We start from the raw sequence: 13760 nt of genomic DNA, 5'->3' as shown, positions 1-13760 counted from the left end.
AATAAATAGTAATGTTTAATCTATATGGAGGAATTATAATGATCAATTTAACAGAAATAACGGAGAAAATGTCCCCAAATCAAAAAATCAATTATGATCGTGTCCTGCAAAAAGTTATTACAGAATGGGAAAAATCGGATATTCGTCCAACCATTTTGCTTCACAGTTGCTGTGCGCCTTGTAGTACCTATTCACTTGAATACCTGACACAATATGCGGATGTTACGATTTTCTTCGCTAATTCAAATATTCATCCAAGAGCAGAATACCAACGCCGTGAAATCGTACAGCAGAAATTTGTAGAGGATTTCAATGAGCAAACCAAAAATCAGGTTCAATTGTTAGCTGCTCCGTATGAACCGAATAAATTCATCCAGATGGTACAGGAAAAAGAGCTGACTGAAGAGCCAGAGGGGGGCAAGCGTTGTTCTGCTTGTTTTCAAATGCGCCTGGATATCGTTGCGGAAAAAGCGCAAGAATTAGGTTATGATTATTTTGGGAGTGCTTTGACGCTATCTCCAAAGAAAAATAGTCAATTGATCAATGAAATCGGGATAGATATTCAAAAATTTTATGCAACTAACTATTTACCTAGTGATTTTAAAAAAAATAATGGGTATAAACGTTCAATCGAGCTGTGTAAAGAATACGATGTTTATCGTCAATGCTATTGCGGTTGCATGTTTGCGGCAACGAAACAAGGTGTTGATTTAAAAATGGTGAACAAAGAAGCAAAAGAATTTTTAGTGGAACAATAAAAATAGTTAAATAAGACGAAGGTGGGGTGGAAGTGTGAGTTACTTCTGGTCCCATCTTTTATCTAGATTTCATGTGAGTGGGATATGACTCAAAGAGTTATGTCCTACTCACATTTTTTTGTTGTATAGATTTATTTTCTAGTTATAGTTTAAAACTATATTAAATGATAGAAAATAAGTGTTATTCTATATTTCTTTCTCGTGGTAAAGTAGTTGAAATACCTTATTGAAGGAGGAAAAGTATGAAAACATCGATTATCGGGTTCCCACGGGTGGGAGAGTTAAGAGAATTAAAATTTGCAACAGAAAAATATTTTAGAAAAGAAATCACAGCAGAAGAATTAGAAGCAAAAGGAAAAGAATTGCGTAACAAACATTGGCAATTGTTAGTCGATCAGGGAATCGATTTTATTCCAAGCGGTGATTTTTCATTTTTTGATACGACGTTAGATGCTGCGGTTTTATTGAATATTGTGCCTGAAAAATATCAAGCGCTGCAATTATCACCTTTAGAAACTTATTTTGCATTGGCTAGAGGGTATCAAGGAGAAGCGGGCGATGTTACAGCTTTGGCAATGAAAAAATGGTTTAACACCAATTACCATTACATGGTTCCTGAAATCGATGACGAGACAGAGCTTAAGCTTGTTGGAGATAAACTGTTTACCAACTTTAATGAAGCTAAAGCAGCTGGTGTCATTACTCGTCCAACTATAATAGGTCCATTTACCTTATTGAAATTAGCTACTTACCACGGGGCAAAACAAGCCGATGATTTTTATGAAGCTGCGATTGCGGCCTATGCACAGATCTTTGAGCAGTTAGCTGAACTAGGTTGTGAATGGCTTCAAATCGATGAACCAGCTTTAGTTTTGGATTTGTCACCTGCTGAAGTGCAACAATTTAAAGGCTTGTATCAAACGTTATTAGCTAAAAAAGGAAACTTAAATATATTAGTACAAACGTATTTCGGAGACGTTCGAGATGCCTATCAGGAATTGATCGCATTACCCTTTGATGGAATTGGGTTAGATTTTGTCGAAGGGAGAAAAACAGTAGAATTACTTCAAGAATACGGATTTCCAAATGATAAATTATTATTTGCTGGGGTCGTAAACGGAAAAAACATCTGGAAGAATAACTATCAAGAAACCTTAACACTACTTGAAAAAATTCAACCATTTGGCGATATTGTGTTAAATACATCCTGTTCATTGCTTCATGTACCATTTACGCTAGCCAATGAATCAATATTAGCCAAAGAAGTAACCGATCATTTTGCTTTTGCTGTAGAAAAATTAGCAGAATTAAATGATCTAAAGAAAATAGTTACGGATAAAGAAGGCAGTCAACGCTTGTTGGACACTAACACTGGGTTATTCGGGCAACAACGTTTTTCAAGAAATGAACAAGTAGCACAGCAAGTAGAAGCTTTGTCTGAGAAAGATTTTGTCCGTCAACCAGCATTGTCAGAACGTGCAATTGTTCAAAAAGATAAATTAAAACTGCCGATTCTACCAACGACTACGATTGGTTCGTTCCCGCAAACCAAAGAAGTCAAACAAAATCGGGCTAAATTTAAAAAAGGTGAAATCAACGAAACAGAATATACTATTTTTAACCAAGAAAAAATTGCAGAATGCGTCGCATTTCAAGAAAAAATTGGTTTAGATGTTTTGGTTCACGGTGAATTTGAACGCAATGACATGGTGGAGTACTTTGGTGAAAGTTTGGCTGGCTATTTGTTTACTGAAAAAGCCTGGGTTCAATCTTATGGAACACGCTGTGTGAAACCGCCAATCATCTGGGGAGATGTTTCACGCTCAAATCCAATTACAGTAGCATACTCTAAATACGCCCAAACGTTAACGGAAAAACCAATGAAAGGCATGCTAACGGGACCTGTCACGATTTTGAACTGGTCGTTCCCGCGTGAAGATATCAGTTTAAGAGAATCAACACTCCAATTGGCATTAGCGATTCAAGAAGAAGTATTGGATTTAGAAGCCAACGGAATTGAAATCATTCAAATCGACGAAGCAGCTTTGCGGGAAAAACTACCATTACGCCAAACCGATTGGCATTCTGAATATCTAGACTGGGCGATACCCGCTTTCCGTCTTGTTCATAGCAAAGTACGACCGACGACTCAAATTCATACACATATGTGTTATAGCGAATTTGCAGATATTATTCAAGATATCGATAATATGGATGCGGATGTTATTTCATTTGAAGCTTCTCGCTCAAACTTAGATATTTTAGATGCATTAAAAGCAATCGATTTTCAAACTCAAGTTGGACCAGGTGTATATGATATTCATTCGCCACGTGTTCCATCAATAGAAGAAATCCAAGCAACGATCCACAATATTTTAAACAAATTACCGATCGAAAAAGTTTGGGTCAATCCTGACTGTGGCCTGAAAACACGAGGAGTACCCGAAACAGAAGCTAGTTTGAAAAATTTAGTACTTGCAGCAAAAAAGGTACGTGGAGGGATTTAAATGAGAACGGATACCTTGTTCAAAGAAAAGACCGTCTTTTCCTATGAAATTTTTCCGCCAAGACGAACAACGCCGATCGATACGATCTATCATACGCTGGATCGTTTGAAAGGACAACAACCTGATTTTATCAGCGTGACGTTGAGTGCTGGCGGAACAGGAGCGAACTTGAGTACTGCAGATATTGCTCAGAAAATTCAAGAGGAACAATTTTTGCCAAGTGTAGCACATTTGCCAGCAGTGAATTTTTCAAAAGACGAGATTCTTGTTATTTTGGAGGAACTAAAACAAAAAAAGGTCGAAAATATTTTAGCTTTAAGAGGAGATCTTTTACCTGACAAAGAACCGAAGAAAGATTTTGTTTATGCAAATGATCTGGTCGCCTTTATCCAAGAACAAGGAGATTTCAACATTATCGGTGCGTGCTATCCGGAAACTCACGGAGATGCAGAAAGCTCCGTTGAAGATATTCGAAACTTGAAGCGCAAAGTTGATGCGGGGACGAATCAGTTAATCACACAGTTATTTTTTGATAATAACTATTTTTATACGTTTAAAGAAAAGTGTGCTATTGCCGATATTAATGTACCGATCCAAGCCGGTATTATGCCTGTAGTCAATAAAAAGCAAATCGAGCGCATGGTAAAGATGTCTAATGTGACCTTGCCGACAAAATTTTTAAAAATGATGGAACGTTATGAGCATAATCCAGAAGCGATTCGGGATGCAGGTATTGCTTATGCTATCAATCAAATTGTTGATTTGGTTGCCCAAGGGGCGGATGGAATCCATTTATATACGATGAATAATCCTTATGTAGCACAAAAAATTAGAGAAGCAACGCGTAGTTTATTTAGTGCATAGCTTGGAAATATGAAATTGAAAAAACTGTACGATTCAATTGTCTTAGGATAGATTGATTTGTACAGTTTTTTTTATTGTATCGGTATTTTTTTATTTTTTATTATTTATATCTGGATTTTCACGAGTGAAAATTCGTTTTTTTTGAATATATAAAATAACATCATCATGTTCGTTTTTCTAGAAATATATTTATTGTTTTTTTTGGTAATTACTAAGGTTTTTTTGTTTGTTTTTTTGTAATGTAAATCCACTGTGTATGCAAACCTTTATATATAAGGGTTTTTATTATGATTTTCACATATAAAATGTTTTTTTTGTGTTTTAGATTTTCTATTTACTCATTTAGTAAAAAATGTTACAAAGAATGTTACGTATCTTATTGACATAAAAAATAACAATGGGTATAGTTTGTATAGATAATAAAAATATTATTTCAGTATATTTTTTATTTATTTCTGAAAGTATCGTATTTTAAGAAATTAGTAAATAAGAATAGCTATCGAAATGAAAGGAGCTTGTATATGCCGAGAAAAACGCCTGTCCGAAAGTGTGCGCGTACTAAAGACGAAAAGGCTAGGCAGAGTACTCCAAAAAAGCGGTCACGTACGGATACAGAATCTAAAAGACTGTATTCAGAAAAGGAAAGAGTGGAACAACGTGGGAAAAGACCAAGACCTCGGTCAACAGCACGAAGCGCTCGCAATGAGTTTTCGGAAAATCCTAGATCTTCTGAATATAAGGGAGCTCCTCGTCATCCAAGACCTCATCGAACAGTTCAAGAACGAAGAATGAGGGAGAACCATAGAGGAAGAGAACAAAAGCAAGCAACTAAAAGTCCAGGCTTCTTGGTATTTTCTTACCTAGGTAATTTGGTATTTTACGGGGTTATAATCGGAATTATTTTGATGTCGGTAATGTTCTCGTTTAGCTCAAAGTCGACAGCATCAATTTTTGGTTATCGATTTTATACAGTTCTGACTAATTCCATGGTGCCGCAAGAAAATGGTCCTAAAGGCGGTTTTTATGCTGGGGATATTGTTATTGTCAAATTGATGGATGGTAATAAGGTCAAAAAAGATGATATTGTCACATTTGCTGTTGGAGATGGCTCACGCTATTTGACTCATAGAATGGTGGAACGTAAAGAAGAGTTAAATGGGGAAAAAGGAGATTACCTTATTACAAAAGGTGATGCCAATAAAAGTAATGATCCGCCGATAACAGCAGATCGTGTACTGGGGAAAGTAGTTTTTGCAGTTCCAAAAGTAGGAAGTATTATAGAATTTGCTCGGGAAGAATTTTGGGCTTGTCTAGTTTGTATTTTATCATTATATGGCTTTTTCTTAGTGCTTAAAGCCTATCTATTTTCGTCAAAAGAAGAACCAGTTGGGAGAAAAAGTAGAAGACGCCCAGCATATGAACGGTGATATTACCACTTTACCTTCTCTAACAAGGAAAGTGAGAATATATATATTATTTTTATAGGAGGATTATTGAAAATGAAGAAGAACAAAAAGAAAAAGTTGGTAGCAGCAGCGTGTTTAGCATTATTAGCCGCAGCTGCAGGTACTTTCGCATGGATCAATTCTCAAGATCAACGAATTAACCGTGTGAAAACTGCCGCAATCAAAGATGGTAGTGTCAGCGTAGAAGAAAATTGGAACCCAAAACCAATCGTTCCAGGTACGGATGCAACGAAAGAAGTAGCTGTTACAAATTCAGGTAATACCCCAGTCTTTGTTCGTGTTTCATATGAAGAAGTTTTAAAACATTTGACAGAAAAAGGGGCTGTGACGAATCGATCTACAAGTTGGAAAGTCAATGAAAAACCAACTTTATCCGATGATATCCCTGTCGAATACGATGGAGAAAAGTATACGGATAAAGGAAGTGGCTACGTGGATGTAACGGCTAAAGTAAAAGATAGCGCTGCAGCTGCTTTGCCAACGGGTGTAAAAGTTTATGCAAAAGGTTCTGTTACGAAAGATCCAGTGACGGGTGATGAAAATACAACATTCAGTTACTCAGCGTTCTTTGAATATGCTACTGGTAAATATCAGGCGATGGAAACAGACGTATCTGTGGCGAGTGGTAATACAGTTGAAGCAAAAATCGAAGATTGGGACTTTGTAATGTCTAGAGCTGAATATTTAGTTTACAAAGGTGGATATAGCAATACGGCAACCAACTGGGCAGCGTCTTCTTTAGAAGGAGCTTCAACAGAAGCAACTGCAGCCAAAGCTTCTCTTTTAGGTAGCGCAGGTAAAAAATATGACGTGGATTATAACTACACGCTTGCAGGTTTAGGTTTAAGTACACTTCCGGCACCAACTCCAGCAACAGCAGCTGATCAAGTTCCAGTTGCAAATGCAGAGAAAAAAGGTGTTCAAGCAGATAAAGCAGCTTTAGGTGTTAGTGGAATCAAAGTAGAATACGGCGCGGATATGATCACAACGGCCGCACTAGCTAAAGATAAATGGGCTTACAATAAAGAAGATGGCTATTTCTATTTCACAAGTCCAGTTGTTTCAGGTGCTACAACACCACAGTTATTGAAAAAACTAATATTTACAAACGATATAGGCACAGAATATACAAATGCAACATATGATTTGATTGTAAAAATGGAAGCTATTCAAGCGACTAAAGAAGCGCTAACTGATAGTACTGGTTGGAACTTAACTGGAGCGGATGGTTCAGAAACTAAAAAAATTACGACTTATCTAGATGGACAAGCTGCTAGCTAAGTTTAATTTCTAGTTAAGGAGAAGTAAAAGGAAGGGGCGCAAACGATGCAGCAATATCAAGTGCGAAAACGTCTACTATTACTGGTTTTATACAGTTTATTAAGTGTGTATATCACTTTCACAAATGGAACGTTATTAGCTATTGCCAGTCAAACCCTTCCTCCAGGGGTGGTCATTGGCGATGAGACAGGAATATCTGCTTCTTCAGAAGGAGAATACTATGTTGATTTGCCGAATGTCTTACCTGGAGAAAGTTATGAAAAAACGATTACGATTCGTGGTATGGATGTAAAGGAACCATTTGAATTAGGAATCTTAGTAACCCCAGATTCAACAAAAGGAGTCATCGATTTCGATAAACTGATTACATTGACTTTGTCTATTGACGGGAAAAAATTGTATCAGGGACCTTTATTGGGAAATGGGGAATTTGATTGGAAAGTTCAACCGCTGATAATAGGAACTTGTGAGTACGGTAAGGACCAAATTTTAACTGCGGTATTTGAGGTAGATAAAGACCTAACCCTTGCCGATTATAAAGAAGAAAGTCAGTTGCTGTATCACTGGACTTTTGTTGCAACCAAAAATCAGCCAAAGACGTCAGATACTAATGACAGCAGTACAGTTTCATCAGATAAATCAGAATCTAAAGGGATTTTTCCAATGACCGGTGAAGAGATCAAAAATCTGATTTATAAAACGTTAGCAGGACTTTTACTGATACTAATTGCAATTTTATTATGGAAAAAACGTAAAGAAGAACAAGGGAAAGTAGAGTAGAGGAAGGGGGAGACAAATGAGTAAAGGAAAAAAAATGTTAAAAATAATCAATCAAAATAAACCTTTTTTGGCTGTGTTTTCTGTATTTTTAAGTCTATTACTTGTAGTAGGAAGTACTTACTCGTGGATTACCTATAGTGATGAAAAGATCAATCAAAGTGAGCCGAATACTAAAAAACTTTCCGCAGTGATCGATGAAGTCTTCACCCCAAATCTGCAGTGGGCGCAAGGGAAAACAACTGAAAAAAAATTGCTCGTGAAAAACAACGGACAAATGCCAACTATTGTTCGGATTTCTTTATATGAATTTTTTACTCAGTTTGAGCTTGATATGACGGATGGTACTGGTAATGGCAATCAAAAAATTGTGAGTAATTCAAGTGGATCTGACCTAACGATGGAAGATACCGCTACTTGGAAAAAAGGTAGTACATATAAGATTGCTTCTAAAAAGTACTATGTAGCATCAGAGGTTTATAAAGGCGATAAAACAAATTCAAGTACAGCGTATGTCTATAAAGGAACTCGATCGATCGAGGGTCTTAAATACTTAACGATTCAATTTAATGATAATGACATTTATGATGAAAATAATAAACCAATGTCGGCAATACAGAATTATTGGTATTATTCCGAAGGATACTTTTATTATTCGGAAGTGTTACAGCCGAAGGAAAAAACAAAACTGCTCGTTCAAAGTATTACATTAGATAAAGGGTTACCAAACAAGTATAAGAGTTCTTTATATCAATTAGTTCCAGTTATGGATGCTCATGATGTTACAAAATCTCTATTAGAGAACTGGAATATTCCTTCTGGTTCATATCTGGAAGGGATGTATCGTGAAAAAGTTCATTAGGAGGGGATTAAAGATGGAATCAAAGAAAAAAGCTGTCTATCTTTTGTGGTTACTGCCTTTATTTTTTGTGCTGTTACTTATTGGAAGTGCAACTGCGTACGCTGCAATGATGATGAGCGATGAGAAAGTCAATCTTTTTCAAATAGGTAATCTTCAGACGAAAGTTAAAGAAATTTTCACTGAGCCCGTGATGATCAAGCCAAATGAGTCTGTTATAAAGAAAGTTGCGGTAGAAAATACTGGAACTGTTAATCAGTTTGTCCGGGTTATGCTTCATCCAGAAATTCGTTTAGAGAGTGGGAATAGTACTCGAGTATTGCCTTCAAAGATCGGTGAAGAGGTTCTGTTAGATTTGAATTTTACGGATTGGAAGTTCGGTGAAGATGGCTATTATTACTACCTAAACGTTTTAAAGCCAGGGGAATCTAGTGCAACAGAAAATTTGTTTACAGAGGTCAAACTAAAAAACGATCTGGGACTAGAGTATCACAAAGCAGCTTTCAGCTTATTGGTAAAGGTAGAAGCAATTAATTGCTCACAATTTGCTTATCGTGACGCATGGTGGCAAGGGGATACGCCTAGTAATGGAGTGTTGCAGGCAATCGACAAACAATTAGCTGAAAAAGCAGAGTAAGGATAGGCACATGGAATAAATATTCCATGCTTGCCTATTTCAATTCAACACTCATGAAATGAGTGTTTTCTAGGAAGAAATCATTGATTTGATAAGTTTTGAAAAGAAGGAGATAAAATGAAAAAGCAGAGATTGAAGTTTAATAGTAGAAAGAAAAAAATGGGGCTGTTTTTACTACTTATTTTATTTGCTATCAGTGGCTATATGTTTGTGAATCAAGGTGAACTGAAAGCTTCAACAGTGGTAACTACAAGAGATTTTAGGTTGAAAGCCGAAAACAGGTGGAGTGGGAATGATAAAAAAAGTTATGCCTATTTAGAATGGGATAGTGTAAGTGATTTAAGTAAGTCTGGGTATCAATTGCATCAATCAGAAGATGGCAATACTTGGAATGTACGTTCTTTGAACTATGGAAAATCGATCAAAGTCTTGAATATTTATCCAGATATAGCTGGATCTAATACATTGAAAAGTTGGATGGATGGGTTAAACTTAAAAAATTCTAGTGGGGAAAAATTAATTAATGTTGACTCAGAGAATCAAAAATCTTTTGTAAATAACCCAAATCTGTATTTAAAGAATAAGCAAGGTGAATATCAGTATGACGTGATTATGTTTGGCTCTTGGGATTATAACAATCACTTAGATATCTCCCTTGCTGCGAAAAATGCTACACAAGAGTTTATTGACTCAGGAAGAGGTGTCCTTTTTGGACATGACACAATTACGCCTAATGATGGTACTCATACGAATTTTAATAGCTTTTCGAGTCAATTAGGGCTCAAATTACAGGCAAATTCTTTTCAAATTGGAAGTACAAACGTAAAGATAACTAATAATGGTTATTTAATGAAGTATCCTTTCGAATTGCAGAATGACTTGGACTTAACGATTCCGCTTACACATACTTGGGGACAGGGGATTTTACCTAGTTCAACGACTACGAAATGGTTAGAGTTTAAAGGGCCGTTTAGGTGGAATAATGCTGGTGATGGCAGCGCAGATGCATCGTTTTATCTAGCTACAAATAATAATCTAGGCATGATTCAAACAGGTCATAGTAATGGAACATCTACTTCTGATGAACGAAAGATCATTGCAAATACGTTATATAATTTAGCTCAAGTTTCTTTTGAAACATCAGCACAAGATCAAACCGTTAAAGATGATCGAGCGCCGGCGTTAGCGAAAGCTGTACAGAAAACAGGCGGTAGTGTAGATAATTTTGATATTGAAATAGATAGTGCGGATGAAGGGAAAGAGTATCAATGGTACATCGAAGCTGATACAAGATTGAGTGGTTTAAAAAAATCGGATATCGTAAAGGAAACGATTACGAGTAATATAGCTGGTTACTTTTATAAAATCGATACCTCAGCTACTTCAACTTTAGCGACGACTGTGGAAGGATATAAGGATAAATTTGGCCGTATATCCTCTAGCCAATACGATATATACGTAGCGCCAACAGGGAATACAAATACTGAAGATCCAAATTATGATCCAGCGCAAGATGCTAACTTAGTTAACTATAATACCAAAGGCACGATTACTGGGATCAATGGAATAACTGATCTGGATAAATATATTCATATTGTGTCAGTTGACCGCTCAAATAATGTAAGTAAAGTTAAATCGATTCAAATAAAGGATTTGATGAATGAATTTCGTATTTTTGAAAAATATTTCGATACTGAAGGAACTGAAATTCAGTCTGATTCATATCAAGATATTCCTAAAAATAGTAACTATGAAATGATGGCTAAAAATATTGATAATTATGTAATAGATAGTTATAAAATTGACATGGGAGCAAAGGTATCAATCGGACCAGATACAAAAGTATCTATTGAAAAAGTAAACAAAAACTATACCGTAACATACTATTATAATAAGCTGATACAGTTGAATGTTAGACAAGTGGTACTATCAAGCCATAGTGAAATGATTTTACCAAATAAAGGGTATGTTCAGGTGGACAATGAGAAAGTAGATAAAAAAAGTAACTTCTTTAATTTAGTAGTGAATTCAGGTGAAGATAGTGAAAATATTGATTATTCATCAGTGAAATTGGCTAAAAACAGTGGGCATCATCAATTATTAGTGACGTTAATGGTTCCAGAATATTATCGTTTTAGTGGGTATGTAGCTACAACAAGCAATATTTTGCATGATAGTAAAGAGAAGCTAGCAGGTAAAATCAATTTAGATATAAAAGGAAACACAAATTACTGGCTAACATTATACGTAGAACCAAGCAGTGATTCAAATGTGTCTCCTACGCCATATAGTTGGAACTATGAGAAAAATCAATTAGGAAAAATTGATAATAGTGGACTATAAGAGCGAGAAGAGCAGCATTAAAAGTAGGAAGAACGGAATTTTTAAATCTAATTGAAAAGGAAGATGTTGAGTGTATTTACTGTTAGTTGCCCTAGGGATAATTAGTTTAATTCACAGTCTACTACTTATTTTTATCATGCAAAAAAATACAGAGTTAACAAAGAAAGTTGCTCAACTTGAGAGGCGAAATTCTTCTTCAAAATCTACTATCAAGCGACAATTTACACCGAATAAAGAAAAGTCAAAATTTGACAAGTTTTCAAATGAACGAGAGACTAAACCAATGAAACGAGGAAGTAGATAACAATGAATTTAGGCTATGCTCGTGGAAATAAATTAAATCAGCAATTTGATTTTTTAGAAGCTTATGAACTAGAAGAGATTTTTTCAGATGTCGATCATAACTATGAAATACTTCAAGATCCTGAGAGTGACTATCAGAGGTTGCTGAATTATACGGAACCTGGTGATTGTTTAGTAATTGCTTTTTTAGAAGTCATCTCAAGAGACTATCAGCAATTGCTTGAATTTTTGAATGAACTGGAAGATTTAGAGCTAGATTTAGTTGTATTGACCTCACTAGAGTTAACGTTGAATGATTGGCGGGAAGTACTTTCATGGGTAAATCGTAATGACCAGTTACTACATCCGCGTTTAATCAAACTAAAGTTAAAGCAAGAAAAAAATCAAAATAAAGAAACGTACTCTGTATTTAGTAGAGATTCAGAGGCTAAAAAATTATATCGTGATGTCATGTGGCAATTGGTTGGAAAGAGTAAACTACGAACCATTGCTAAACAAAAAGGAGTGCCGGTTGAGACGATTTATCGGATCCAGCAAGAATTTAAACGAGTGAAATTAGCAGTGGTCTTAGCAATTTGCTTCTTTTTGGCAATTGCTACAATCAAAATTACTGAGAATTTTTCGGATAATATACTGATTCAAATCGTAGTTTGTGTTGTTTCAACATTAGTTATTCTCTATAATACTTTATCAGATAGTGAACAGTAGTAATGAATGATTGAATAAAAATAGTTTTGCTTTTTCCAGTGATATGATAGGAAAAAGCAAAACTATTTTAGGTTAAAAAGTCATTTTTTCGATTCGATCAAAGGCTTCTTTTAAAACCTCTATATCTTGTGTTGCTGCTAAACGTACATAATTATCACCAGTTGTTTCGCCAAAGGCTTTTCCAGGAATCATCAATACATTTGTTTCCTTTAAGACTTTTTCAACAAATGGAACAGAAGTTAGGCCCGTTTTAGAGATATTAATGAATGCATACATACTGCCTTTGACTGGATGCAGTGAAAGAAATGGAATCTTAGCAATTCGTTGTTCTAGATATTCCAGTCTTTCTTTAAAAACAGAAACAACTGTCGGTACTAATAGTTCAGAATGGTTTAAAGCATAGATACCTGCTTGTTGAGAAGGACTTGGCGCAGAGTAAGTAATACTTTCATTGATCAATTTCGCAGCATCATTGATATAATCAGGTGCAATCATATAGCCGATACGCCAGCCGGTCATCGCAAATGCTTTTGAGAAACTACTGAACGTAATCGTATTTTCAGGAGCAAAAGTCGCCATTGGGACGAAATCATCATAGAAGCAAAAAGCCTCATACACTTCATCAGAGAGAATATAAAAATCATGTTCAATGGCTAAATCAGCAATTGCTTTAAACGTTTCAGGAGAAAAAACAGCGCCTGTCGGATTATTGGGTGAATTGATAATAATCGCTTTTGTTTTATCTGTTATAGCAGCTTTTAATACATCGATATTGATTTGAAAGCCATCTTCTTCATAAGTTGGAATAAATACTGGTTGACCGCCAGCAAATAGTACTTGGTCTTTATACGGTGAGAAATAAGGCTCATGGATGATTACTTCATCTTCAGGATCAAGCAAAACCTGTAATGTTAGGTACATACCATGTAATGCACCGACTGTTGCACGAACTTGGCCGGGTTCAAAGGATAAGCCATATTGTTGTTGATAAAAATTCACTACGGTATCAATAAATTCTTGACTACCACCAGAAGCAGTGTATTTTGTATGACCATTTCTAACGTCTGTAAAAGCCGCTTCGATGATTCGTTCATCTGTAATCAAATCTGGGTCACCAATCGATAAATCCAGTAAATCGGGTACTTGTTTTGCTAATGTAGCGATGTCCATCAAGATATTCTCAGCAGGTTGCTGATGTTTTTTTGCAATGTTTGAACGGTTCATGTTTTTACCTCCAATAACTTGTTGCTCTTTATT

The 13760-nt window shown here is 35.7% G+C and carries 11 protein-coding genes; 10 read left to right on the top strand and 1 reads right to left on the bottom strand.

The genetic code is table 11. The features are described 5' to 3' along the window. Nucleotides 1-38 precede the first annotated feature (38 nt). The 10 genes from IGL98_RS14165 (at nt 39) to IGL98_RS14120 (ending at nt 12503) form a co-directional block, all read left to right on the top strand. Entirely contained in the window at nt 39-758 is a 720-nt protein-coding gene (locus tag IGL98_RS14165; RefSeq protein WP_206841789.1) for an epoxyqueuosine reductase QueH, read from the top strand. 242 nt (nt 759-1000) lie between these two features. Beyond that, complete coding sequence (gene metE / locus IGL98_RS14160) at nt 1001-3265, top strand: 5-methyltetrahydropteroyltriglutamate--homocysteine S-methyltransferase (RefSeq protein ID WP_206911663.1); 2265 nt, start codon at nt 1001-1003, stop codon at nt 3263-3265. Further along, nucleotides 3266-4129 (top strand): methylenetetrahydrofolate reductase [NAD(P)H], encoded by an 864-nt coding sequence (gene metF / locus IGL98_RS14155; RefSeq protein ID WP_206911662.1) that lies wholly within the window; start codon nt 3266-3268, stop codon nt 4127-4129. A gap of 521 nt (nt 4130-4650) precedes the next feature. Then, the gene (locus IGL98_RS14150; RefSeq protein ID WP_206841796.1) at nt 4651-5556 is read left to right on the top strand and encodes a signal peptidase I; all 906 of its coding nucleotides are present in this window, start codon (nt 4651-4653) and stop codon (nt 5554-5556) included. 72 nt (nt 5557-5628) lie between these two features. Continuing rightward, entirely contained in the window at nt 5629-6876 is a 1248-nt protein-coding gene (locus IGL98_RS14145) for a hypothetical protein (RefSeq protein WP_206911661.1), read from the top strand. Nucleotides 6877-6921: 45 nt separating this feature from the next. After that, on the top strand, nt 6922-7656 hold the full coding sequence (locus IGL98_RS14140; protein WP_206841802.1) for an LPXTG cell wall anchor domain-containing protein: 735 nt from the start codon (nt 6922-6924) through the stop codon (nt 7654-7656). 16 nt (nt 7657-7672) lie between these two features. Beyond that, nucleotides 7673-8515 (top strand): BsaA family SipW-dependent biofilm matrix protein, encoded by an 843-nt coding sequence (locus IGL98_RS14135; protein WP_206841805.1) that lies wholly within the window; start codon nt 7673-7675, stop codon nt 8513-8515. Nucleotides 8516-8528: 13 nt separating this feature from the next. Further along, nucleotides 8529-9149, top strand: a complete 621-nt coding sequence (locus IGL98_RS14130; RefSeq protein ID WP_206841807.1) for a hypothetical protein — start codon at nt 8529-8531, stop codon at nt 9147-9149. Nucleotides 9150-9266: 117 nt separating this feature from the next. Continuing rightward, nucleotides 9267-11492 (top strand): MucBP domain-containing protein, encoded by a 2226-nt coding sequence (locus tag IGL98_RS14125; protein WP_206911660.1) that lies wholly within the window; start codon nt 9267-9269, stop codon nt 11490-11492. A 306-nt stretch (nt 11493-11798) separates the two neighbouring features. Then, nucleotides 11799-12503 (top strand): recombinase family protein, encoded by a 705-nt coding sequence (locus IGL98_RS14120; RefSeq protein ID WP_206841813.1) that lies wholly within the window; start codon nt 11799-11801, stop codon nt 12501-12503. Nucleotides 12504-12575: 72 nt separating this feature from the next. On the opposite strand, the gene IGL98_RS14115 is transcribed toward IGL98_RS14120, so the two are convergent. Then, nucleotides 12576-13727, bottom strand: coding sequence for a pyridoxal phosphate-dependent aminotransferase (locus IGL98_RS14115; RefSeq protein ID WP_206841816.1), 1152 nt, complete (start codon nt 13725-13727; stop codon nt 12576-12578). Between the last annotated feature and the right edge of the window lie 33 nt (nt 13728-13760).

The sequence above is a fragment of the Enterococcus sp. DIV0840 genome (genome assembly GCF_050527835.1).
GTDB classification, from domain to species: domain Bacteria; phylum Bacillota; class Bacilli; order Lactobacillales; family Enterococcaceae; genus Enterococcus_L; species Enterococcus_L ureasiticus.
The sequence above is the reverse complement of the archived record's forward strand: the minus strand, read 5'-3'. Positions and strand labels throughout refer to the sequence as shown.